This window comes from Rahnella contaminans (assembly GCF_011065485.1).
Lineage (GTDB): Bacteria > Pseudomonadota > Gammaproteobacteria > Enterobacterales > Enterobacteriaceae > Rahnella > Rahnella contaminans.
Map to the genome: position 1 here is coordinate 982,074 of NZ_JAADJS010000001.1, position 24,231 is coordinate 1,006,304.

Genomic DNA, 24,231 nt, shown 5'->3' on the forward strand with positions numbered 1-24,231 from the left:
AATCGAAGCGATCGCACAATTTATCTGCAAAATATGAAATAAAAATGACTAAAGAAACAACTTCCGGTCTGCAAGGCACGTCCTGCAAGGCTTTTCAGAGCATTCCGGACAACTGAGTCATTGAAATGACTTAAAAAACGGCAAAACCAGAGAGGAAATTTTTCTAATGCCAAACTACGCTTATAAATAGATGAAAGACTTAGCCTGAACAGTCGCCCGTCCCACCGATTTATGACAGTTTTCAAATCATCGCCACTGTCAGCGTCAAAGGGGTTCTGCAAGTTGGCATAAGGGTTGCTGTATTCAGGTGGGAGATCTTTCTTCCGGGGGCTTAGCTCTCATTAACCTGTGCTATACCCAAGTCTTTGAGGTTGCGCTAACGCTTCAAAACGAAAGGTAAAATAACGAAGGACGGGCATCGTATGAACATATTTGACCATTATCGCCAGCGCTATGAGGCTGCCAAGGACGAAGAGTTCACACTGCAGGAATTTCTTACCATTGCACGGCAAGATCGCAGTGCTTATGTCAATGCGGCGGAACGTCTGTTGATGGCAATCGGTGAACCAGTGATGGTAGATACCGCGCTTGAACCACGCCTGTCGCGTTTATTCTCGAACCGTGTTGTTGCACGCTACCCTGCATTTGAAGAATTTTACGGCATGGAAGAGGCCATCGAGCAGATCGTCTCCTATCTGAAACACGCCGCGCAAGGTTTGGAAGAAAAGAAACAAATCCTCTATTTACTGGGTCCGGTGGGTGGCGGTAAATCGTCACTGGCCGAACGGCTGAAATCCCTGATGCAACGTGTACCGATTTATGTGCTGAGCGCCAACGGCGAACGCAGCCCGGTAAACGATCATCCGCTGTGCCTGTTTAATCCGCAGGAAGATGCGCATATTCTCGAAAAAGAATACAACATTCCTCCGCGCTATCTGGGCACCATCATGTCGCCGTGGGCGGCAAAACGTCTGCACGAATTTGGCGGTGACATCACGAAATTCAGAGTCGTGAAAGTCTGGCCGTCGATTCTCGAACAAATTGCTATAGCCAAAACTGAGCCTGGCGATGAAAACAACCAAGACATCTCCGCGCTGGTCGGGAAAGTGGATATCCGTAAACTGGAGAACCACGCGCAGAACGATCCGGACGCTTACGGTTATTCCGGCGCACTTTGCCGTGCAAACCAGGGTGTGATGGAGTTCGTCGAGATGTTTAAGGCACCGATTAAAGTGCTGCATCCGCTGCTGACCGCCACACAGGAAGGTAATTATAACGGGACTGAGGGGATCTCTGCCCTGCCGTTCAACGGCATTATTCTGGCGCACTCCAACGAATCTGAGTGGGTGACGTTCCGCAACAACAAGAATAATGAAGCGTTCCTTGACCGTGTGTACATCGTCAAAGTGCCTTACTGCCTGCGCGTTTCCGAAGAGATGAAAATCTACGACAAACTGCTCAGCAACAGTGAACTGGCGCATGCTCCTTGCGCGCCGGGTACGTTAGAAACGCTGGCACGCTTCTCCATTCTTTCGCGTCTGAAAACGCCGGAGAACTCCAGCAGCTATTCCAAAATGCGCGTCTATGACGGCGAAAGCCTGAAAGACACCGATCCGAAAGCCAAGTCTTATCAGGAATACCGCGATTATGCGGGCGTGGACGAAGGGATGAACGGGCTGTCGACGCGTTTCGCGTTTAAAATTCTGTCCCGCGTATTCAACTTTGATCATGCGGAAGTCGCCGCCAACCCGGTCCATCTGTTCTATGTTCTGGAACAGCAAATCGAGCGCGAGCAATTCCCGCAGGACATCGCTGAAAAATATCTGGAACACCTGAAAGGCTATCTGATCCCGAAATACGCAGAATTCATCGGTAAAGAGATCCAGACCGCTTATCTGGAATCCTATTCAGAGTACGGACAAAACATTTTCGACCGTTATGTCACCTACGCTGACTTCTGGATCCAGGATCAGGAATACCGTGACCCGGATACCGGCCAGCTGTTTGACCGTGAATCCCTGAACGCAGAGCTGGAGAAAATTGAAAAACCAGCCGGGATCAGTAATCCAAAAGATTTCCGTAACGAAATTGTCAACTTCGTGCTGCGTGCCCGCGCCAATAACAGCGGCCGCAATCCAAACTGGACCAGTTACGAAAAACTGCGCACGGTGATCGAGAAAAAAATGTTCTCAAATACCGAGGAATTACTGCCAGTTATCTCGTTTAACGCCAAGACGTCGACCGATGAACAGAAGAAACATGATGATTTTGTCGACAGAATGATGGAGAAAGGATATACACGCAAACAGGTTCGCCTGCTGTGTGAATGGTATCTGCGCGTAAGAAAATCCTCGTAACAGGGGATCGTTGGCAACGTCGTTTGGGGGAAATATGACGTATTTTATTGACCGCCGGCTGAATGGCAAAAACAAGAGTGCGGTGAACCGCCAGCGCTTCTTGCGTCGCTATAAGTCGCAAATCAAACAGTCGATTGCCGAGGCCATCAACAAGCGTTCGGTTACCGACGTGGACAGCGGGGAGTCGGTTTCGATCCCCAATGCAGATATCAACGAACCCATGTTCCATCAGGGCCGCGGTGGCTTACGCCACCGTGTTCACCCCGGCAATGACCACTTTGTGCAGAATGACCGTATCGAACGACCGCAAGGGGGCGGTGGCGGCGGCAGTGGCCAGGGCGAAGCCAGTCAGGACGGTGAAGGCGAAGACGAGTTTTCTTTCCAGATCTCCAAAGACGAATATCTCGATCTGCTGTTTGAAGATTTGGCGCTTCCTAACCTGAGAAAAAATCAGCATAAGCAGCTGACTGAATTCAAAACCCACCGCTCCGGTTATACGTCTAACGGCGTACCGGCGAATATCAGTGTGGTGCGCTCTTTGCAAAACTCCCTGGCTCGCCGCACGGCGATGACCGCGGGTAAAAAACGGGAGCTGCGTGAGCTGGAATCGACGCTGACCGAGGTTGAACACAGTGAACCGGCACAATTACTGGAAGAAGAACGGCTGCGTAAGGAAATCGCCGAGTTGCGGGCGAAAATCGCCAAAACGCCGTTCATCGACACCTTTGATTTACGTTATCGCAACTACGAGCGTCGCCCTGAGCCTTCCAGCCAGGCCGTGATGTTCTGTCTGATGGATGTCTCCGGTTCTATGGATCAGGCAACCAAAGACATGGCCAAACGTTTCTATATTCTGCTCTATCTGTTCCTGAGCCGGACGTATAAAAACGTCGACGTGGTCTATATCCGTCACCATACACAAGCCAAAGAAGTGGATGAACAGGAGTTCTTCTACTCGCAGGAAACCGGCGGGACCATCGTTTCAAGCGCATTGAAACTGATGGATGAAGTCATTCAGGAACGCTACGACCCAGCGCAGTGGAATATTTATGCCGCGCAGGCCTCTGATGGCGACAACTGGGCTGACGATTCCCCTCTGTGCCACCAGCTTCTGGCACAGAAGATCCTGCCGATGGTGCGTTATTACAGCTATATCGAAATCACCCGCCGTGCCCACCAGACGCTGTGGCGTGAATATGAAGTGTTGCAGGAGAGATTTGATAATTTCGCCATGCAGCATATCCGCGAACAGGAAGATATTTATCCGGTATTCCGGGAACTCTTCCACAAACAAACTGAGAACAGTTGATGTTCGACGTTAATTAAAAAGCCGGCAAAATCCTCGCCGGCTTTTTTGTGGAATCATCCTCACAATAACCTGCTACGTATAAGGTTATTCGCCCACGATCACAGATTACGTTCCCGCCAGCCGTCACACTATCTTCCATAAATTTAAGACCCCAATCACCTGTGATGCTGACTTCTTTCACTTTTTTTAACAAAGGGTTGAGGAATACATTATGGAAAAAATTCGTATTGAAGATGAACCTGTAGAGATCGGGTTTGAAGACGGGCTTTATGTTTTGTATTCAGAGGGTTATCACGAGGGAAAGCTAGAGCATATCGACCGCGATGCGTTTATCGCTTTATTGGCAAAAGAATTTAAAACTACCGCAGCAAGGATTGAGACTCAGGTGAGTCATTATATTTAAGGTTAATTTGCAGATACAAAATAAGGCCCGGTCATTATTTTATGGATTGGGCCTGGTATATAAATTGCGTACATCCTTGTATCGCTGCATTTTTGAAACACATCCTGAAGCAACCCCTTCCGGCGCTTATCTCCGGCACTCACCCGAAAGCGGTGTTAGCTCTACGAGGGGCGATACAGAGACTACCAGCTAGGATTACTCTGATCAATAGTGATAATGGTTATCATTTGAGTTTTTTTCCTTCTGCTACTTTTTGTACTCACCGGCCGCCAATCGCGGCATAAAAAAAAGCCAGAGGATCTCTCCCCTGGCTTTTTCGACAATTTCGCGAATGAAATTACATGCCGTAAACCAGATTCACAGAAGTGACGGTGTCGGTTTTATCCGGCGCACTGGCTGGTGGTTTGGTGTTGTAAGTTACGTCATACGCAACTTTTAGCGAGAAGTGGCTATTGATAGCTACAGTCAGCGCAGTTTCTGAGTTCAGTGTGGTTTCATCGTTGGCTAATACGGAGAAGCCCTGCGTGAAACGTGCGGTATCGCTGATCTGATAACCGTAAGTCCCTGAACCGTATGCCAGAGCACGGGTCTGGTGGCCGCCCTGCTCGAATTCATCGTGACGAACACCAGGACCGGCTTCCAGATTCAGCGTATGAACCGGACCGCTCCAGATCTGACGACCGTAACCGATGGTTGCGACATCGCGCGCGCGATAGCCGTTATAACGGTCGCTCAGCCAGCTCGCCTGACCAAAGACGTAGTTCGCGTTATCCAGATTATAACGGGTACGACCGCCCGCCTGATACTTCTCGGATGAACGGACACCGGAAGAAGAGGTATTACGCGCAGAACCCCACAGGCTGTAAGCCGTGTTGGTATCAAACCAGGTCATGGTGGTATCAGCATTCAGCGTGGAGTTGCTGGTGTTACCGGTTTGTGCACTGTAACCCGCCTGCACATTGCCTACGAAGGGCTTCTTCGCCTGAGCAGGATCATCGAGCGCAGTGAAAATGGTAGTGTCTGCAAGGCTTGAAATACTGAACAGCGCTGCACCGCAAATTACGGCACAAGCTGGTAAACGACGTACAACCCGAAAAAACATTTTGTTTCCCCAATAAGACTTAAGGCAAATAACGAGAGTAGACCACACGATTTATGCCATTAATTAGGATCCGTTAATCAAGCCTGACAACTCCGTTTCGATGGCACATACATACAAATATTTTTACCGCAACAAATATAACGCACTCAGCACGGGATATCTTAATAAAGCGGCTTTTTTAGATAGTTCCGAATGACATATATTTCCGGCAATAGAAACATACAAAATCATTACGTTCTCTTTCATTGATTTTTATTTCAATGCAGCTCTGTAATCATTCCTGGTGCGCCAAACTGACTTCTTGCCCTGCCGCTCTCGTCAGAGAGCTTGCGAGCTGGCGACGTACAGATTTCCGCCGAACTCGTCGCTGAATCTTGTCCTTTTGAGCGATGCGGGGTAGTTTTATCCTGATAACATCTTATTTTTTGCCTCGGGTTCCTCGAAGGCAGCCTTCAGGAGGAGTGGTCATGGCTTTACAAAAAGAGATTATTCAGGCATTGCACGTTAAACCGCATATCGATGCCGCACAGGAAATCCGCGTCAGCGTCGATTTTCTCAAAAGTTATCTGCTGGCCCATCCGTTCATCAGGACACTGGTTCTGGGGATCAGCGGCGGGCAAGATTCTACTCTTACCGGCAAACTTTGCCAAACAGCAATTAGCGAATTACGCGCAGAAACGAAAGAAGATGATTACCAGTTCATCGCCGTGCGTTTGCCCTACGGCGTGCAGGCTGACGAGTCCGATTGTCAGGACGCCATCACTTTTATTCAGCCCGATCAGGTTCTGACTGTAAATATTAAAAATGCGGTGCTGGCAAGCGAAGCGACATTGCGTGAAATTGGCATTGAGCTGAGCGATTTTATTAAAGGTAATGAAAAAGCGCGTGAGCGAATGAAAGCCCAGTACAGCATTGCCGGAATGAAAAAAGGGGTTGTCGTCGGGACGGATCACGCAGCCGAAGCCGTTACCGGTTTCTTCACCAAATATGGCGACGGCGGCACGGATATCAACCCGATTTTCCGCCTGAACAAACGTCAGGGTAAAGCGCTGCTCAAAACGCTGGGCTGCCCGGAACATCTGTATACCAAAGCGCCGACGGCAGATTTGGAAGAAAACCGCCCTTCTCTGCCGGATGAAGTCGCGCTGGGCGTGACCTACGAGGTGATCGACGATTATCTTGAAGGCAAAAAAGTGGATGACAGCGTCGCGGCGATTATCGAAGGCTGGTATCTGCGCACCGAACATAAACGTCAGCCACCGATCACGGTGTTCGATGATTTCTGGAAGAAAAAATAATTTCTGACGGCAATCTCTGTAACGGGCACGTATTGCGTGTCCGTTTTTTCTACCGGCTTCTCCCTTTCGCCTTTGAAATCACAAGTTCCTTTCCATTCATTAACGAAATCATTACCCTTAGTCCCCTTCCGGACTGACTGACAGTGATGTTTCCAATGCAAAAATTCCTTTTTCTGCTGCTGAGCTTGGTGTTGCTCGGCCCTCTGGGTATCGATCTGTACCTGCCCGCCATCCCGGCGATTGCCCTTGGCTTGCAAAGCACCGAAGCGGTAATTCAGTCTTCGATTTCGCTATTCATTTTGGTGATGGGATTAGGGCAACTGGTCGCCGGTCCGCTGGTGGATAAATTTGGACGCCGCCCGATCGCGATTATCGGCATTGTCGTCTATCTGGCGGGCGCAATTATCGCGGCAATGTCGGTTGCGCCGTGGATGTTCCTGTTATCCCGTGTGGTTCAGGGGTTGGCCGTGTGCTGTACGTCGGTGGTGATTTTCAGCGGTGTGCGTGACCGCATGAGCGGCAACGACGCCGCCCGTGCCTACGGTTTCCTCAACGGGACGCTCAATATTATCCCTGCGCTTGCACCGCTCATTGGCGGCCTGATTGCGCAGTATTATGGCTGGCGGGCACCGTTTTGGGCGCTGGCGGGTTACACCGTGGCGGTCATGCTGCTGGTCATTTTCAAACTGCCGGAAACCCGCCCGGCGGACACCCAAACCAACTCCGGGCTGCCGTTTCGCCAGTACGCGCGGATTCTGTCGGATCCCCGTTTCGTCACTTTCGCCGCGGTTAACGCAGGGGCGATGGGCATGGCGCTGACCTATGTCTCGCTGGCGCCGACCGTGCTGATGAACGTGGCAGGCCTCACACCGTTAGAATTTTCCATTGTGTTCGGCGCAAACGGCTTCTGGATTATGGCGGTGAGCTTTATTGCCAACCGTATTATCCGCAAAGTGGGACGGCCGGTGTGCCTGAAAGCCGGCGGTATCCTGATGTTTGCTGGTTGTCTGGGGCTGATTGCCGGGATCACGCTGGTGCCACCGGCAGAACAAACCGCGACCTGGCTGTATATGCTGCCGGTTGCCAGCGCCTGCGCGGGTTTAGCGTTCCTGATGGGGCCCGCCACCAGCTATGCGCTGGAGCCGTTCTCAAGTGAAGCCGGTGTGGCGTCTGCGCTGGTCGGTTCGGTGCAGATGGCCGGTGGTGCGCTGCTGGGCTTTATTGCGATGGCGTTGCCGTTACAACCTAAGCTGAGCCTTGCGCTGGTGATGCTGGCGGGAGGATGTCTGGCGATGCTGGCGCGTCGTGCCAGTAAGAAATCGACGGGTCAGCTGACCCGTCTGGAAAGCTAAAAAACGTTATCCGACGGTTATAACCGGTACGCGTGGCGCGAGCGCGCTCAGCAGTTCGTAGCCCAGCGTACCGGCAGCCGTCGCCACATCATCCACCGGCAGATTACTGCCCCACAGTTCAACCGGCGCACCGATTTGTGCCTGCGGACACGGCGTTAAATCCACCGCCAGCATATCCATCGAAACTGTTCCTACCGTTTTTGTTCTTACGCCATCCACCCAGACCGGTGTGCCGGAAGGCGCATGCCGCGGATAGCCATCAGCATAACCGCAGGCCACCACGCCCACACGCTGCGGTTGTCCGGCACGATAACGCCCGCCATACCCGACGCGATCACCGGCATGAACTGCCTGCACGGCGATCAGTTCACTTTTCAGCGTCATCACCGGTTGCAGCCCGGTTTGGGCGATGTCCTGCCACTGCCCGCTCGGCGACGCGCCGTACAAAATAATCCCCGGACGGATCCAGTCATAATGCGTCGACGGATGCCAGAGCGTCGCCGCCGAATTGGCAAGACAACGCGGCCCGGAAATATTTTGCCCGGCCAGATTTACGGCCACCATCTGCGCATCCACGCCTTCGACGCTGTCCGCCGTGGCGAAGTGACTCATCAGCGTGATTTCCCCGACCTGCTTAAGTTCACGCAGCTGATGCCAGACATCGCTGACGCGCGCCGGTGCAAATCCCAGACGGTTCATACCGCTGTTCACTTTCAGATAAACCTTCACCGGCTGGCTGAGGTTTGCCTGCGCCAATGCCTGAATTTGCCAGTCGCTGTGTACTGACGTCGTCAGGCGATAGTGATCTATCGTGATTAAATCCGCGGGAGAAAAGAAACCCTCCAGCAGCAGGATCGGCCCCTGCCAGCCAGATTCACGCAGTAATATCGCTTCGTTGAAATCGAGTAATGCGAAACCCTCCGTAGCTGACAGGCTTTTCCAGATACGGGAAATCCCGTGGCCGTATCCGTTGGCTTTCACCACCGACCAGACTTTGCTGTTAGGAGCAAAGCCGCGGATAACATTGAGATTTTGGGATAACGCAGACAGAGATAAAGTGGCTGAAATCGGGCGAGGCATACCAGCTCCGGCAAAGTGCAAAGTAACGCCCGCACGGCGTCAGTCACCGTGCGGGGGGAGGAAAACCGGTTTAAGACACCGGATGCATTTTATGCGGGCCAGCCGGACGGGCGATAAAACCAGGGCTGTAACGCTCAACCGATAAATCATCAGAAGGAATTGCCGGTGTCACGCCGGACATAATGTCCGATAACAGCTGACCGGAACCGCAGGCCATTGTCCAGCCGAGCGTGCCGTGGCCGGTATTCAGATACAGATTTTTAATGCGCGTACGGCCCACAATCGGCGTGCCGTCAGGCGTCATCGGCCGCAAGCCTGTCCAGAAAGTCGCCGCCTCCACGTTGCCGCCGTTCGGATAGAGATCTTTAACCACCATTTCCAGCGTTTCACGACGCGCCTGCGCCAGCTTCAGGTTAAAACCAACAATTTCCGCCATCCCGCCGACACGGATACGATTATCAAAACGCGTAATCGCAATTTTATAAGTCTCATCCAGCACGGTAGAAACCGGTGCAGAGGACGGGTCAGTGATCGGAATTGTCAGTGAATAGCCTTTCAGCGGATACACCGGTATAGACACCAAATCCGCAAGCAGCGCGGTGGAATAAGAACCGAATGCCACCACATAAGCCTCCGCTTTCACCAGTTCGTCGCCACACTGCACACCGGTAATCTCGCCGTTTTCAACAAGCAGCTTATCGACCGTCCGGTTGAATTCGAATTTTACGCCGGCCTGGCGCGCCATATTTGCCAGCGTACGGGTGAACAGCTGACAGTCGCCGGTTTCATCATTAGGTAAACGCAGACCGCCGGTCAGCTTGTGCGCGACCTGCTCCAGAGCCGGTTCCGCCGTCGCCAGCTGGCTGGATTCCAGCAACTGATACGGCACACCGGCGTCTTCGAGCACTGCGATATCTTTCGCCGCGCTCTCAAACTGTTGCGCCGTACGGAACAGCTGCAACGTACCGCCCTGACGGCCTTCGTACTGAATACCCGTTTCTTCGCGCAACGCCTTCATGCAATCGCGGCTGTATTCTGCCAGACGGACCATGCGGCTTTTGTTGATCTGATAGTGGTTCATGTCGCAGTTACGCAGCATTTGCCACATCCATTTCAGCTGGAACGGGGTTCCGTCCAGACGAATTGCCAGCGGCGCATGCTTCTGGAACATCCATTTGATTGCTTTAACAGGAACACCCGGAGCCGCCCACGGTGCAGCATAGCCCGGTGAGATCTGCCCCGCATTCCCCGCACTGGTTTCTTCCGCAGGCCCGGACTGACGATCGATAACCGTCACATCATGTCCCGCTTTAGCCAGATACCATGCACTGGCGACACCGACCACACCACTGCCTAAAATCACCACACGCATATCGACTCCACTCCACGACAAAACAAAGCATAATATTCTGATGACAGGAAATTAACCTGACTGCGAAAAATCGCCAACACAGGCGTTCATAACCGTGAGTTGTTTCACATTTATTTATCGTTCATGGCGGGATTTTTTTCAACAGCTGCAAATAAATAACGATATCTTGCAACATTCCGGCTTTGCAGAGAGAAAGTTATGGTTTTTTGATAGCAATGACTGCATTGATGTCATCAGCCGCCTCCACTTTCGCGCCGGGTTTGGCCGTGGTCTTTTATTCTTGTATACAAGCAATATTTCAGCACAATTCACTAATATAAAGGCGGTGTGTGACATTACCTGATATTCCGCACATGAAACGGGCTTAATGCTTGCAGGGAGTTTATAAAGCGAGTTTTTCACGCACGGTCTGGGTGGGATAATTTTTTCCCATCATCGGAAAACATGAAGGCCACTTTTAACAGTGGCCTTTGGCTGTGCAGGACAACATCAGGAGAGATATTTTCAGGCTGTTGTGGCTTCGAGTCTCATCAGTGAAACAGGTTTAAACAGGCCTTTTTGCCCTACCAGTTCCACACAATTTTCCCGGCGAAGTTCTTCCGGAGAACCGTTTTGCACACGAAACGCGGCAATTTTACCCGTTACGCCTGTTTCAGCATCCATGACGCGGGTGCCCTGGCCGATCCGGTTTCTATATCTGTCATAAGTAAACGTATTTACCATTTTTTGACCTCCTCAGCATCAGTAACAAACAATAGCGGATAAATGCTACCCCTCTGAAAACCGGGTTTCAATATCTTAACCCTGCTAAGTATCAGGTTTATTCTGGCAAAACTGTCCGCCTGCATTGCCAGCTCAAAATGTGAGCAATATCGCAATCGTTCAAGTAGTGACCTACACTTCGAAAGTTTCATAAACTGTACCGTTCATTTCAGCGATAAGGAGTCACCAGTGAATAACTCAAATTTTCTGAAGCTCAAAGATGGCACTCAACTCTTTTACAAAGACTGGGGTAGCGGCCAGCCGGTGGTTTTCAGCCATGGCTGGCCGTTGTCCGGCGATGCATTTGAAGATCAGATGCTGTTTCTGGCGGATAAAGGCTTCCGTGTGATTGCGCATGATCGCCGCGGACACGGGCGTTCCTCGCAACCGTGGGACGGGCACAATATGGATCAGTACGGCGATGACCTGGCCGAACTCACTGGCCATTTAGATTTGAAAGACGCTGTGCATATCGGGCATTCGACCGGCGGTGGCGAAGTAGCGCGTTATATTGGCCGCCACGGTACGGCGCGCGTTGCCAAAGCCGTGCTGATTGGTGCGGTGCCGCCGATTATGGTCAAAACGGATTTCAACCCGGCCGGTCTGCCGCTTTCTGTATTCGACGGGATCCGTGATGGTGTTCAAAAAGACCGTTCGCAGTTTTTCCTGGATTTGCCAGATGCCTTTTTCGGCTTTAACCGCGCAGGAACGAAAGTTTCAGAAGGTTTGCGTCAGAGTTTCTGGCGTCAGGGCATGCAGGCGTCAATCAAAGCACTTTATGATTGCGTGAAAGCTTTTTCTGAAACCGACCAGCGTGAAGACCTGAAAAAAATGACTATCCCGACGCTGGTCATCTACGGTGACGATGACCAGATTGTGCCCCCGGCCTCTTCCAGCGAAGCCGCGCTCAAGCTTCTTCCACACGGAAAAGGCAAAGTCTATCCGGGCGCATCCCACGGTTTATGCAGCACACATAAAGATCAGATTAATGAAGATTTATTAGAGTTTATCCGCAGTTAATAGCGGGTTTACCCCGTCCTCACCTGTCTGAAACTGACCCAAAGCCCGGTTCTTTGCGGCTTTGGGTCTCCATCGCGCACCGATTGACAGCCTCTTTCCATCAGGATATAGATTTGATGAGGAATGGATTCATGGTGTTTATCCTGCAGCACACTCAGATTGAGCTACGATTATCAAAGGACGTGCGAAGTCTTAAGAAAAGGTTGTGAATCAAACACTCTGTAGCGTCCATAACTGAATGAGGGTGCGGCTTATGACGACAGTGACCCAAAAGAAAAAAACTGAGGACAAACGTCTTAGCGATGGACCGGACTGGACGTTTGAGTTATTACAAACCTATCTCGAAGAAATTGACCGTGTCGCCAAGTCATACCGGCTGGAGACGTATCCACATCAAATCGAGATCATCACTTCTGAACAAATGATGGATGCTTATTCGAGCATCGGCATGCCTATCAATTACACACACTGGTCGTTCGGCAAGAAATTCATTGAAACCGAGCAACTGTATAAACACGGACAGCAAGGGCTGGCGTACGAAATCGTCATCAACTCCAACCCGTGTATCGCCTATCTGATGGAAGAAAACACCATCACGATGCAGGCGCTGGTTATGGCGCACGCCTGTTACGGCCACAACTCTTTCTTCAAAAATAACTACCTGTTTAAAAGCTGGACCGACGCCAGTTCGATTGTCGATTACCTGCTGTTTGCCAAACGCTATATCAGCGAATGTGAAGAGCGCTACGGCGTCGATGAAGTCGAACGGTTGCTCGACTCCTGCCATGCGCTGATGAATTATGGCGTGGACCGCTATAAACGCCCGCAGAAGATTTCTTTGCAGGAAGAACTGGCGCGGCAGAAAAGTCGTGAAGAATATCTGCAAAGTCAGGTGAATTCGCTGTGGAAAACGCTGCCGCGCAAAGACAGCGTGGATGCCCCTGAACAGGCGCGCCGCTTCCCTTCTGAGCCACAGGAAAACCTGCTGTATTTCATGGAGAAAAACGCGCCACTGCTTGAATCCTGGCAACGGGAAATCTTGCGCATTGTGCGTAAAATCAGCCAGTATTTCTATCCGCAAAAACAGACTCAGGTGATGAACGAAGGCTGGGCGACGTTCTGGCACTACACCATTTTGAATCATCTGTATGACGAAGGAAAAGTCTCGGATCGTTTCATTCTGGAGTTTCTGCACAGCCACACCAATGTAGTGTATCAGCCGCCGTATAACAGCCCGTATTACAGCGGGATCAATCCGTATGCGCTCGGCTTCGCGATGTTCCAGGATATCAAACGTATCTGTCAGGAACCGACCGAAGAAGATCGTTACTGGTTCCCGGATATTGCCGGTTCAGACTGGCTGACGACGCTGCATTTCGCGATGCGGGACTTCAAAGATGAAAGCTTTATCAGCCAGTTTCTGTCGCCGAAAGTGATGCGTGATTTCCGGTTATTTACCGTGCTGGATGACGACCATAATAACTATCTGGAAATCGCAGCGATCCATAATGAGGAGGGTTATCGCGCCATCCGTCAGGAACTGTCGGCGCAGTACAACCTGAGTAACCACGAACCAAACATTCAGGTCTGGAATGTCGATCTGCGCGGTGACCGTTCGCTGACGCTGCGCTATATCCCACAAGACCGCGCGCCGCTGGACAAGAGCCGTCGTGAAGTGATGAAACACGTTCACCGGCTGTGGGGCTTCGATGTGTTTATCGAGCAACTCAACGAAGACGGCAGCGTGGAACTGCTGGAACGTTGCCCGCCGCGGCCAACGCCGCTCTGACCGGCGTACCGTTCAGAGCAGGCAAGTTCAGGCATTAAAAAAGGGCGCTAAGCGCCCTTTCTCATTTCAGCAGAACCCGTAAAAATCAGCGTTTCTGTTCAGTCAGATCACCCGGCATTGTACCCTGCATGCTGTGCCAGATCTCACCACTCTGACGGCCATAATTACGCACGCAATCCACAATCTGCTCGTAGCTTTTTTCGTGGCAGATGTCAGACAGCTTTTTATAGAAAGTGATCGCCAGTTTACGTGCTTCAGGATTGGAGAAGTAATAGCGTCCGACGCGGGTATACAATCCGCGTAACCCATTAATGATCAGACCGTAAATCGGATTGCCGGACGCAAAGGCCAGACCGCGGAAAATACCGTAATCCAGCGCGGTAAAAGCTTCGGCCTGATCTTCCACTTCGGCCGCTTTCGCCAGCACCTTTTGTGTTTCTTCGGGATTCGTTCGCATCGCTTTGCGGATGAAAATGGTCGCGATATTGGTACGCACGGACAGAAGATTGTCGATGAGCTGCGGAACGCTGTCGTGATCAAGTCGTGCCAGCGTTTCCAGAATATTCAGCCCCGAAGTTTCCCAGAAGTTGTTCACTTTCGTCGGTTTACCGTGCTGAATGGTCAGCCAGCCATCACGGGCAAGACGTTGTAAAACCTCACGTAATGTGGTTCGGGTTACGCCAATGAGTTCTGAAAGTTCCCGCTCCGCAGGCAAGATTGAACCCGGCGGAAACCGGCTGTTCCAGATACTTTCGATGATGTACTCTTCGGCAAAACCGGCAGGACTTTGTGCCTTAATAACCATGTGTTTGTCGTTCCGTGTGAGGCATTTATCAGGGATATAGTTGAGCTCATCATACCAGATGAAAATCAGCGGTTATAGCGCCCGGACGGAACTAATGTTGAAACTGTGCAGGGGTTGGCAGAATTTCCCTTTTTTTAAGGACTTAATATTACCCCGCTGCAGGAGAAAATTTTTCACCGGAGTATTACACTGTTCTATCTTTCTGATACCGCAGCAAAATAACCCTAAAGGACCGCTGGGAATTATGGATACAACTTTCCGCCACGCATTTATTAAAAACTTTCTCGGGCAATCCCCTGGCTGGTACAAAATAGCCATTCTGGCCTTTCTGATTATTAACCCGCTGGTGTTCTTTCTGGTCAGTCCTTTCTTAGCGGGCTGGTTACTGATGATCGAATTCATCTTCACGCTCGGCATGGCGCTCAAATGCTATCCGCTGCAACCGGGCGGCTTGCTGGCCATTGAAGCCGTGATGATAGGTATGACAAGTGCTGAAAGAGTTCGCGAAGAAGTGGCGGGCAATCTGGAAGTGATTTTGCTGCTGATTTTCATGGTCGCCGGTATCTACTTTATGAAGCAGCTGCTTCTGACAGTTTTCACCAAACTCCTGCTGAATCTGCGCAATAAAATCGCCCTCTCGCTTGCGTTTTGTTTCGCCGCCGCTTTCCTTTCTGCCTTCCTGGATGCGCTGACAGTCATTGCCGTGGTCATCAGCGTTTCCGTAGGTTTCTATTCGATTTATCACAACGTCGCGTCCGCTCAGGGCGGAAATGCCGAAACCAGCGGCGTTCTGGAACAGTTCCGCGCCTTTTTACGCAGCCTGATGATGCATGCCGGCGTCGGCACCGCGCTGGGCGGCGTCATGACGATGGTCGGCGAGCCACAGAACCTGATCATCGCGAAAGCCGCCGGATGGCAGTTCACTGATTTTCTGATCCGCATGTCACCGGTCAGCGTGCCGGTGTTCATTTGCGGTTTTATCGTCTGCGCCCTGGTCGAACGTTTCCGCCTGTTTGGTTATGGCGCACGGTTGCCACAACCGGTCTTCGAGGTGCTCAAAAAGTACGACCAGAAAAACACCGAAAACAGCACACGTCAGGAACGTATCAAACTGGCCGTGCAGGCGCTGATTGGCGTCTGGCTGATTATCGCGCTCGCGTTTCATCTGGCCGAAGTCGGGCTGATCGGGCTGTCCGTAATTATCTTCGCAACGGCATTTTGCGGCGTGACGGACGAACATGCGATCGGCAAAGCATTTCAGGATTCCCTGCCGTTTACCGCGCTACTGGTGGTATTTTTTGCGGTAGTCGCAGTGATTGTCGATCAGCACTTATTCAGCCCGATTGTGAATTTCGTTCTGCAATCTGCGCCAGCCAATCAGCTTTCGCTGTTCTATCTGTTCAACGGGTTGCTTTCTTCTGTTTCCGATAATGTCTTTGTCGGCACGGTCTATATCAATGAAGCGAAATCCGCGCTGGAAAACGGTGCCATTAATCTGCAACAGTTTGAGATGCTGGCGGTCGCCATTAATACCGGTACAAACCTGCCTTCCGTCGCGACACCAAATGGTCAGGCGGCATTTCTGTTCCTGCTGACGTCCGCCCTTGCGCCGCTGATCCGCCTTTCGTATGGCCGGATGGTATGGATGGCACTGCCTTACACAATAGTGATGACGCTCGCAGGTCTGCTTTGTGTGCAATTCCTTCTGCCGGAAATGACGCAGTGGTACACCGACATGGGATGGCTGACATTTTCCCCATTACATTGATCAGCACGAGGATCACGTCGGTAATTATGTGACTAAGCTCTGACTCAGAAAATAGCCGAATTTAAAGTCGAATTGTCCGATTTATATTAATTATTTATCGAATATTGATGGAGACAGGCTGGCAGCGGGGTCCAATTGGTTTACACTGCGTGTCAGTAGCTAACTGCAGGGAAAAAATTTCTATGTTGCAATATCTTAACCGTTGCTCGCAAGGCCGCGGTGCATGGCTTCTGATGGCTCTGACCGCTCTGGCGCTTGAGCTGGTTGCGTTGTATTTCCAACACGTGATGTTACTTAAACCGTGCGTCATGTGTATCTACGAACGTTGTGCGCTGATGGGCATACTGGCTGCGGGTCTGGTGGGCGCAATAGCCCCGGCGACCTGGTTGCGTTACGCCGGTATCCTTATCTGGCTTTACAGCGCGTATGAAGGGATCCGCCTGTCATGGGAACATACCATGATTCAGTTGCACCCATCTCCGTTCGCCACCTGCGATTTTGCAGCCCGCTTCCCGACCTGGTTGCCACTGGACAAATGGTTCCCGTGGATGTTCATCGCCAGCGGTGATTGTGCTGAAAAACAGTGGGAATTTCTGTCTCTGGGTATGCCTCAGTGGCTGGTTGTTATCTTCAGCGTCTTTATGATCATCGGGATCCTGGTGTTACTGGCCCAGTTCGTAAAACCAAAACGTCGTGATTTGTTCGGTCGTTAATTCCAGACATGTCGACGATAAAAGCGCCTCAGGGCGCTTTTTTTTATGGCGTTTTTCAGCAGAAATTAAAACAGCTGCCGCACGAAAAAAGAGCGATAGTTGTAAAAACGTCAATGAGTTCTATGCTACGAGAGCTTATGCGCTCAACAGAGGAAGAGATATGGTGGTTAAAGGGTTTTCAAAGGGTTTCTTCATTATGATCCTTTTTATTGTGACATTGGCCTTCCTGGATGTATTAAGGCCTTATTATTCTTCCGTTCTATGGGCGATCATTCTGGCGGTAATTTTTAATCCGATGAAAAACCGGCTGAAGCAATTTATCGGTGACCGCAACGGCCTGATCTCACTGCTGACCGTGCTGATTATTTGTCTGATTGTTTTCACACCGCTGGCGACTATTACTTCTTCACTGGCCATAGAATTCAATACGGTTTACACCAAACTTCAGGGTAATGAATCGCAGCTGCCTACGCTGGTGTCTGACACCATTCACCATTTACCAAGATGGGCGCGCCATTTCCTTGCCGATCACAATTTAGACAGCACGGCTGAGATTCAGAAAAAACTTTCAGACGTCGCATTACAGGGAAGTCAGTATCTGGCGGGCAGCGTTTTTGTGATTGGTAAGAGCACGTTCGGCTTTGTTGTCGGTTTTGGCATCATGCTGTATATCCTGTTCTTCCTGATTAAAGACGGCGCGTATCTGGTTAATCTGACGCTGGAAGCCCTGCCGCTTTCCCGCCATGTGAAACATCATCTGTTCATGAAGTTTGCCGCCGTTTCACGCGCAACGGTGAAAGGCACGGTGGTAGTTGCGATCGTTCAGGGTGCGCTCGGCGGGCTGGCATTCTACATTGCAGGTATCGATGGCAGCCTGCTGTGGGGCGCGCTGATGGCGTTTCTGTCGATTATTCCTGCGGTCGGTTCGGCGATCATTTGGGTACCGGCGACGATCTACTTCTTCGCCTCAGGAATGTTGTGGCAGGCGATTTTCCTCATCGTCTTCTTCGTGGTGGTTATCGGCCTGGTCGATAATATTCTGCGTCCGCTGCTGGTCGGCAAAGACACCAAAATGCCGGATTATCTCATTCTGATCACCACGCTGGGCGGGATGGAAGTTTATGGTATCAACGGCTTTGTTATCGGTCCGCTGATTGCTGCCCTGTTCATCGCCTGCTGGAATATTCTTTCCGGGCGTGAGCATCAGAATAATACCGATATGATTGACGAAGACTTTATAGAAGAAGGGAAAAACCACCCGGACGCGGATAAAAACGCATCGTAAACGACTACCGGTTTACCCCTATCAGTGAGCGGCCTGTGTGGTCGCTCATTTTTTTCAAATTTCATTATGAAGATTTTCGAACCTGGCGTAGAAATGTGGAGGCGATTCAACATTTGTCTCTGAAGGGGTAGCAATGAAAAATATTATCTTAAGCATGGTCGCAAAGATTTCCCGGATGGAGGTGGATGCAAAGCAGCTGACCGCACAGGTTGAGGCTCAGTCGCTTTTGCTGAGTGCTGTTTTCCTTACCGTGGGCAAAAATGGCGGTCCGCAGGAAGCCATCGAAAGCGTGAACAAAGCGATCAATTCCGTGCTGGATTCCGCAGATGATGTGCTTAAATCGGATGCCACACTTTTGTTTGAACAATTCCAGGCGCTGATTGAAATTACGCGACTGATCGATAAAGCCGATCCGGAACTGGATGCGGAAGCGCTGAATGCATTAAATGGCGTCAGACCCGATTCAGAAATATAAAAATGAATGTATGATAGGAATTACGCCCTGGCGGTCGCCGGGGCTTTTTTATGTCTAAAATCAGAGGTGATAGCAAATATGGGGTTAGAACGTTTAAACAAACTCCCCGTTTGGGCCGTTTGGGTAATCTGCGTGACAGCCTGTGTCGCGTTCTGGGTTATTGCAGGAATGGTAGTCTACGGAATTTTCAAGTAAATCATTGCATCCCGGTTACGCGGGAGAGGCAGGGAATCAGAAGGATTTTGAACTCCACGTAGCGGGCCATACCCCGTCTCTGCCCCACACTCTCATGCCTGAAATCCTTTCTTATTTCCTATCAGCGGGTTATCTCGCCCAGCTTGGCTTATTCATAATGTGATCCTGCCAGTCTTCCACATCGTCTTCGCGAACCGCGATATAACGAACGGAGATTTGTGCGGTGTGCATCGCTGATTTAGAGGCTTTATTCAGCAGCGGATGCCACGGCAGCAGCGGGCGCCCTTCGCCAATCAGACGATAAGCACACGTCGGCGGCAGCCAGTCAAAGGTGGTCAGATTTTCGCGGGTCAGCTTGATGCAGTCTTCTTCAAGCGTAAAACGACGCTCGTAGTTACGGCACTGACAGGATTTGATATTGAGCTGGTTACAGGCAACGTTGGTGAAGTAAATTTCTTCGGTATCTTCATCAATCAGCTTATGTAAGCAGCATTGTCCGCAGCCGTCGCACAATGCTTCCCATTCTTCGTCAGTCATTTCAGACAGCGTTTTTTGCTGCCAAAAAGCGGGTTCAGTCATAATGTGCATCCGGTATAAATAAAATGAGGGTGCTTATATAGACGCTTTAGCCTGCAGATGCAAGTAAAGCCGCCGGAAAGCTGCTCCGGCGGAGAGAGGGTTTGTTTCAGATCACGCGGGTTGAAACAGACTTACCATTAAGTGTAGCTACAATTTCGTCACCCGCTTTCAGCGGCCCGACGCCTTGCGGCGTGCCGGTCAGAATGATATCGCCCGCGCGCAGCGTGAAATAACGGCTCATGTAAGCAATCAGCGGCAACAGCGGCGTCAGCATGTTACGGGTATTGCCTTCCTGCCGTGTTTCACCGTTAACGAACAGCTGCAAATCAGCCTGCTGCGCATCACCAAATTCACTCACCGGAATAAATCCGCTGATAGGGCAGGAACCGTCGAAGCCTTTGGCTTTTTCCCACGGCTGCCCCGCCGCTTTGAATTTCGTCTGCAAATCACGCAGCGTTAAATCCAGCGCCAGCGCATAACCGGCGATAGCATTGGCAACGCGATCTTCCGTGGCTTGTTTGAGCGGCGTGCCGATTAGCACGGCCAGCTCAACTTCGTGATGTACCGCACCCAGATCTTTCGGAATCGCGAGCGGCTGACGGATATCACACAGCGCCGTTTCCGGTTTGATAAACACCACCGGTTCGGCGGAAATCTGACTGCCCATTTCTTTGATGTGATCGGCATAGTTATTGCCCACACACACGACTTTGTTCACCGGGAAATCCAGTAACGCGCCATGCCAGTCTCTGTGTTGATACATACAGCCACTCCTTTTGGAAAAATCAGCCGCTGAACGGATTACGCGGGGCTGGCGCTAACGGTACGGAAGGCGCAGAGGTGGCCGCCGGTGCGGTTTCACCTGAAATAACCGGCGCCTGCGAACCCATAATGCCATCCGCCATCATTCCGATACTCAGTGCGAAATAGGTTGAACGGTTCCAGTGCATAATCGTACGGAAGTTATCGTAAACCAGGAATGCGCGCCCTTGCGTATCGTCTGGTGTGATAATCCATGCGCGGGTTGCCGCAGATGCCAGCGGGCTACCGTCTACCTGCGTGATGCCCATTTGCTGCCAATAGGTAGCCGGATGCATCTGGTTGTTTTTCAGGCCCGCCAGACTGCCGTCAAAGCCTGCTGGCAATTTCACTTCCTGCCCCCAGCCCTGATCGCGTTTCCAGCCTTCTTTCGACAGATAATTCGCGGTAGATGCAAAGACATCATCGGTATTTTTCCAGATGTCGATTTTGCCGTCGCCATTGCCATCCGCACCGTAATTCAGATAGGACGTCGGCATAAACTGCGACTGCCCCATTGCGCCAGCCCAGGATCCTTTCATCATATCGCTGGTGGCATGACCGGAATCGACAATTTTCAAAGCAGCCATAAATTCTTTGGTGAAGAACGCTTCACGGCGGCCCTCGAAGGCCAGCGTTGCCAGCGCGGAGAACACATCTTCCTTGCCCTGGATTTTGCCGAAGCTACTTTCCATCGCCCACAGCGCCACGATGTATTGCGGCTGAACGCCGTAACGGTCGCTGGCCTGCTGGAGCGCGGGCAAATTATTCTGATATTGGGTCTGGCCCTGTTTGATTTTCCACTCTGGCAAGACACGGGTCAGATAATCATCAAGCGTGATTTTCTTTTCCAGCTGGTTGCGATCGGAGTTAATCACGCGGTCAACAAAATGGATGTTCGCGAAAGTGGCGTCGATTGTTTGCTGGCTGATGCCCTGCGCCAGAGCCTGCGCTTTCAGTTTTTCAACATATGCGGGAAACTCTGCGGGGTCTCTTCCCTGTTCGGCCAGCGATGTTTTACCGGGCGTCGCAGCCGGCGCGGCGGCTGAAGGTTGTGTCGTTGCCGCAGTCTGCGGCGTGGTTTGTCCTGAGGTTGCCTTCTGCGCTGCACAACCGCTGAGGATAATCAGCGGTGTTAACACGGCCAGTGCCGACAATTTCATCAAATTCTTCCTTATCACATCTGCAATTGAATCATCGCTGTAAGCTTTGAGTACTCCAGCGATGATTGCAAGTCATGACGTCCGAAAGTGCGTGAAATGCCGAAACAAACGTCAGGAATACGTTATTTACTGGCGTCAGTCAGATGAATATTCAATAAACTTTCGACCGGCGGTGGAACCTGCAGATAATAACCCTGCTCTTCGAGAGCCTGACGCACTTTTGAAATATCCGCAGACGCTAATTTTTCACGTCCGGTCAGATTGAGCATCATTGAGAACTGCGGCACGCCAAAACCTTTGAGTAATTCTTCAGGTACACGAGAGAAATCGTCTTTTTTTTCGACATACAGATAAGTCTGGTCGCGTTTAGTACTTCTATAGATCACACAAAGCATTTTTTTAACTCTATTTTATTGAAACGGTGGCTTGCCTAGATATAACTGTAACTATAACATGCTTAACGTACATCGGAATATCGCCCCCCGAGTGGTATTCCGGGGATTTAGAGTTGCTGAGACTGAGTCAGGATAGATGTCACAATCGCCAATAGAACTAAAAGGCAGCAGTTTTACCTTATCGGTTGTTCATTTACATAGTTCACAACCGGAGGTTATTTATCAGGCATTACAGGAAAAAGTGGAGCAAGCTCCGGCCTTTTTAAAAAATGCCCCTGTTGTTATCAACGTTGCCTCGCTGAGCGGCGAAGCAAACTGGAAAGACATTCAACAGGCTGTCGCTTCTGCAGGTTTTCGCGTTGTGGGCATCAGTGGTTGTAAAGACGAAGGGCAGAAACGCGCACTTTCCCGCACCGGTTTGCCGTTGCTGAGTGAAGGCCGTGCACAGCGCATCGCCGCAGAACCACCGGTTCCTGTCGTGCCCGACAATGCTCCGGCGAAAACCCGCATTGTCAGTTCTCCGGTCAGATCCGGCCAACAAATTTACGCCCGTAACAGCGACCTCATCGTGACCAGTAGTGTCAGCGCAGGTGCGGAACTGATTGCCGATGGCAATATCCACATCTACGGTATGATGCGAGGAAGAGCGCTGGCTGGTGCAGCAGGTGATGCAAATTGTCAGATTTTTTGCACCCATTTAGGCGCTGAACTAGTCTCTATCGCAGGGCAATACTGGCTGAGTGATCAAATCCCGACCGATTATCTCGGTCAGGCCGCGCGCCTCAGCCTGATAAATAATGTGTTAACCATACAACCTTTAAACTAAGCCCTTTCGACAAGGAATCCATTCATGGCACGCATCATAGTTGTTACATCGGGTAAAGGGGGCGTTGGCAAGACCACTTCAAGCGCGGCCATTGCTACCGGTTTAGCTCAAAAAGGTAAAAAGACCGTTGTTATCGATTTCGATATCGGTCTGCGTAATCTCGATCTGATTATGGGCTGTGAGCGCCGCGTGGTTTATGATTTCGTCAACGTGATCCAGGGTGATGCCACGCTGAACCAGGCGCTTATCAAAGATAAACGCACTGAAAACCTGTTCATTCTTCCGGCTTCGCAAACCCGTGATAAAGATGCACTGACCCGCGAAGGCGTAGAAAAGATCCTTAACGATCTTGCCGAAATGGAATTTGACTTCGTGGTTTGCGATTCCCCTGCGGGCATTGAAACCGGCGCATTAATGGCGTTGTATTTCGCCGACGAAGCGGTCATTACGACCAACCCGGAAGTCTCTTCCGTGCGTGACTCCGACCGCATTTTGGGCATTTTGTCCTCAAAATCCCGTCGTGCGGAACAAGGCTTAGAGCCTATTAAAGAACACCTGCTTCTCACCCGTTACAACCCGGGCCGTGTCAGCCGTGGCGACATGCTGAGCATGGAAGATGTGCTGGAAATCCTGCGTATTCCTCTGATCGGCGTTATTCCTGAAGATCAGTCCGTACTGCGTGCGTCCAACCAGGGCGAACCGGTCATTCTGGATCAGGAATCTGATGCAGGGAAAGCGTACGACGATACCGTTAGCCGTCTGCTTGGTGAAGAACGTGCGTTCCGTTTTATTGAGGAAGAGAAGAAGAGTTTCCTGAAACGCCTTTTTGGGGGATAAACCATGGCATTGTTAGATTTCTTTCTGTCCCGCAAAAAATCGACAGCCAATATAGCCAAGGAACGGCTACAGATCATCGTAGCCGAACGGCGTCGAGGGGATAGTGAACCGTCGTATTTACCTGAATTAAAACGTGATATTTTGGCGGTCATCTGTAAGTACATTAAGATTGACCCCGAAATGTTGCAGGTTCAGTTCGAGCAAAAAGGTGACGATATTTCCGTACTGGAACTCAACGTCACCTTGCCAGAGTCAGAATCGGAAGACGCGCCTAAATGACAGCAGTCTGCCTGCAGGTGTTTCTTTCAGCATAGCGCCCCCTGTTTACTCAGGGGGCTACTCAATTTTTTTCCCTGATTTCCGCCCACCTGCTTATTTCCCCTGGCAACACCACTGTATGTATCCCCACTAACGAGATTGTTCCGCGCTCTGCTCTATTTATTATCTGAAATTATGATTAAGACTCATCCCATTTAGCCTGGCGGTTAATATCCTTAATGTGATTTCATCCGCGAACATTACCCGAGCGCTATTATTTTAATATGCGG

Annotated in this window: 23 protein-coding genes; 14 read left to right on the forward strand and 9 right to left on the reverse strand. The window is 50.9% G+C overall.

Translation table 11 applies throughout. From position 1 onward, the window contains the following. The first annotated feature begins 422 nt into the window (after nucleotides 1-422). The 3 genes from yeaG (at nucleotide 423) to GW579_RS04355 (ending at nucleotide 4,069) form a co-directional block, all read left to right on the forward strand. Nucleotides 423-2,357 (forward strand): protein kinase YeaG, encoded by a 1,935-nt coding sequence (gene yeaG, locus GW579_RS04345; RefSeq protein ID WP_165057771.1) that lies wholly within the window; start codon nucleotides 423-425, stop codon nucleotides 2,355-2,357. Nucleotides 2,358-2,391: 34 nt separating this feature from the next. Then, the gene (locus tag GW579_RS04350) at nucleotides 2,392-3,666 is read left to right on the forward strand and encodes a YeaH/YhbH family protein (protein ID WP_152327087.1); all 1,275 of its coding nucleotides are present in this window, start codon (nucleotides 2,392-2,394) and stop codon (nucleotides 3,664-3,666) included. Nucleotides 3,667-3,877: 211 nt separating this feature from the next. Beyond that, complete coding sequence (locus GW579_RS04355; RefSeq protein ID WP_165057773.1) at nucleotides 3,878-4,069, forward strand: hypothetical protein; 192 nt, start codon at nucleotides 3,878-3,880, stop codon at nucleotides 4,067-4,069. 337 nt (nucleotides 4,070-4,406) lie between these two features. On the opposite strand, the gene GW579_RS04360 is transcribed toward GW579_RS04355, so the two are convergent. Next, nucleotides 4,407-5,171: a DUF481 domain-containing protein gene (locus tag GW579_RS04360; RefSeq protein ID WP_152327085.1), complete on the reverse strand. Its 765-nt coding sequence runs from the start codon at nucleotides 5,169-5,171 to the stop codon at nucleotides 4,407-4,409. Between the two features lie 467 nt (nucleotides 5,172-5,638). Here GW579_RS04360 and nadE point away from each other — a divergent pair, with 467 nt between their 5' ends. Together nadE and GW579_RS04370 are read left to right on the forward strand one after the other, a co-directional pair. After that, nucleotides 5,639-6,469 carry an ammonia-dependent NAD(+) synthetase gene (gene nadE / locus GW579_RS04365; RefSeq protein ID WP_165057775.1) on the forward strand — a complete coding sequence of 277 codons (831 nt, stop codon included), beginning with the start codon at nucleotides 5,639-5,641 and terminating at the stop codon, nucleotides 6,467-6,469. Between the two features lie 155 nt (nucleotides 6,470-6,624). Beyond that, the gene (locus GW579_RS04370) at nucleotides 6,625-7,821 is read left to right on the forward strand and encodes a multidrug effflux MFS transporter (RefSeq protein WP_152327083.1); all 1,197 of its coding nucleotides are present in this window, start codon (nucleotides 6,625-6,627) and stop codon (nucleotides 7,819-7,821) included. Between the two features lie 6 nt (nucleotides 7,822-7,827). Here GW579_RS04370 and dadX read toward each other — a convergent pair whose 3' ends face one another. The 3 genes from dadX to ydfZ form a co-directional block, all read right to left on the reverse strand. After that, the gene (dadX, locus tag GW579_RS04375) at nucleotides 7,828-8,901 is read right to left on the reverse strand and encodes a catabolic alanine racemase DadX (protein WP_165057777.1); all 1,074 of its coding nucleotides are present in this window, start codon (nucleotides 8,899-8,901) and stop codon (nucleotides 7,828-7,830) included. Between the two features lie 70 nt (nucleotides 8,902-8,971). Further along, nucleotides 8,972-10,273: a D-amino acid dehydrogenase gene (locus GW579_RS04380; protein WP_165057779.1), complete on the reverse strand. Its 1,302-nt coding sequence runs from the start codon at nucleotides 10,271-10,273 to the stop codon at nucleotides 8,972-8,974. Between the two features lie 504 nt (nucleotides 10,274-10,777). Further along, on the reverse strand, nucleotides 10,778-10,996 hold the full coding sequence (gene ydfZ, locus GW579_RS04385; protein WP_152327080.1) for a putative selenium delivery protein YdfZ: 219 nt from the start codon (nucleotides 10,994-10,996) through the stop codon (nucleotides 10,778-10,780). 228 nt (nucleotides 10,997-11,224) lie between these two features. On the opposite strand from ydfZ, the gene GW579_RS04390 reads away from it, so the two are divergent. Continuing rightward, complete coding sequence (locus tag GW579_RS04390) at nucleotides 11,225-12,055, forward strand: alpha/beta fold hydrolase (RefSeq protein ID WP_152327079.1); 831 nt, start codon at nucleotides 11,225-11,227, stop codon at nucleotides 12,053-12,055. A gap of 253 nt (nucleotides 12,056-12,308) precedes the next feature. After that, on the forward strand, nucleotides 12,309-13,844 hold the full coding sequence (locus tag GW579_RS04395; RefSeq protein WP_152327078.1) for a SpoVR family protein: 1,536 nt from the start codon (nucleotides 12,309-12,311) through the stop codon (nucleotides 13,842-13,844). Between the two features lie 85 nt (nucleotides 13,845-13,929). Here GW579_RS04395 and fadR read toward each other — a convergent pair whose 3' ends face one another. Continuing rightward, a complete protein-coding gene (fadR, locus tag GW579_RS04400; RefSeq protein WP_165057781.1) occupies nucleotides 13,930-14,649 on the reverse strand; it encodes a fatty acid metabolism transcriptional regulator FadR in 720 nt (239 codons plus the stop codon). A gap of 244 nt (nucleotides 14,650-14,893) precedes the next feature. On the opposite strand from fadR, the gene nhaB reads away from it, so the two are divergent. From nhaB to iraP, 4 genes are all read left to right on the forward strand, one after another. Continuing rightward, the gene (gene nhaB, locus GW579_RS04405) at nucleotides 14,894-16,417 is read left to right on the forward strand and encodes a sodium/proton antiporter NhaB (RefSeq protein ID WP_152327076.1); all 1,524 of its coding nucleotides are present in this window, start codon (nucleotides 14,894-14,896) and stop codon (nucleotides 16,415-16,417) included. Between the two features lie 182 nt (nucleotides 16,418-16,599). Then, a complete protein-coding gene (dsbB, locus tag GW579_RS04410) occupies nucleotides 16,600-17,130 on the forward strand; it encodes a disulfide bond formation protein DsbB (protein ID WP_152327075.1) in 531 nt (176 codons plus the stop codon). 160 nt (nucleotides 17,131-17,290) lie between these two features. Next, nucleotides 17,291-18,415 carry an AI-2E family transporter gene (locus tag GW579_RS04415; RefSeq protein ID WP_165057783.1) on the forward strand — a complete coding sequence of 375 codons (1,125 nt, stop codon included), beginning with the start codon at nucleotides 17,291-17,293 and terminating at the stop codon, nucleotides 18,413-18,415. 133 nt (nucleotides 18,416-18,548) lie between these two features. Next, nucleotides 18,549-18,890 (forward strand): anti-adapter protein IraP, encoded by a 342-nt coding sequence (iraP, locus tag GW579_RS04420; protein WP_152327073.1) that lies wholly within the window; start codon nucleotides 18,549-18,551, stop codon nucleotides 18,888-18,890. A gap of 324 nt (nucleotides 18,891-19,214) precedes the next feature. On the opposite strand, the gene GW579_RS04425 is transcribed toward iraP, so the two are convergent. From GW579_RS04425 to GW579_RS04440, 4 genes are all read right to left on the reverse strand, one after another. Next, nucleotides 19,215-19,664, reverse strand: coding sequence for a YcgN family cysteine cluster protein (locus GW579_RS04425; RefSeq protein WP_101080018.1), 450 nt, complete (start codon nucleotides 19,662-19,664; stop codon nucleotides 19,215-19,217). 106 nt (nucleotides 19,665-19,770) lie between these two features. Continuing rightward, nucleotides 19,771-20,427, reverse strand: a complete 657-nt coding sequence (locus GW579_RS04430; RefSeq protein WP_165057785.1) for a fumarylacetoacetate hydrolase family protein — start codon at nucleotides 20,425-20,427, stop codon at nucleotides 19,771-19,773. A gap of 22 nt (nucleotides 20,428-20,449) precedes the next feature. Continuing rightward, a complete protein-coding gene (locus GW579_RS04435) occupies nucleotides 20,450-21,625 on the reverse strand; it encodes a lytic murein transglycosylase (protein WP_165057787.1) in 1,176 nt (391 codons plus the stop codon). A 122-nt stretch (nucleotides 21,626-21,747) separates the two neighbouring features. After that, on the reverse strand, nucleotides 21,748-22,020 hold the full coding sequence (locus GW579_RS04440) for a YcgL domain-containing protein (protein WP_152327069.1): 273 nt from the start codon (nucleotides 22,018-22,020) through the stop codon (nucleotides 21,748-21,750). A gap of 136 nt (nucleotides 22,021-22,156) precedes the next feature. Between GW579_RS04440 and minC the strand changes: the two genes are divergently transcribed. The 3 genes from minC to minE are packed head-to-tail and all read left to right on the forward strand — an operon-like array spanning nucleotide 22,157 to nucleotide 23,962. Next, on the forward strand, nucleotides 22,157-22,846 hold the full coding sequence (gene minC / locus GW579_RS04445; RefSeq protein ID WP_152327068.1) for a septum site-determining protein MinC: 690 nt from the start codon (nucleotides 22,157-22,159) through the stop codon (nucleotides 22,844-22,846). 24 nt (nucleotides 22,847-22,870) lie between these two features. Beyond that, a complete protein-coding gene (minD, locus tag GW579_RS04450; RefSeq protein WP_013575324.1) occupies nucleotides 22,871-23,683 on the forward strand; it encodes a septum site-determining protein MinD in 813 nt (270 codons plus the stop codon). A 3-nt stretch (nucleotides 23,684-23,686) separates the two neighbouring features. Further along, the gene (minE, locus tag GW579_RS04455) at nucleotides 23,687-23,962 is read left to right on the forward strand and encodes a cell division topological specificity factor MinE (RefSeq protein WP_152327067.1); all 276 of its coding nucleotides are present in this window, start codon (nucleotides 23,687-23,689) and stop codon (nucleotides 23,960-23,962) included. Nucleotides 23,963-24,231 lie beyond the last annotated feature (269 nt).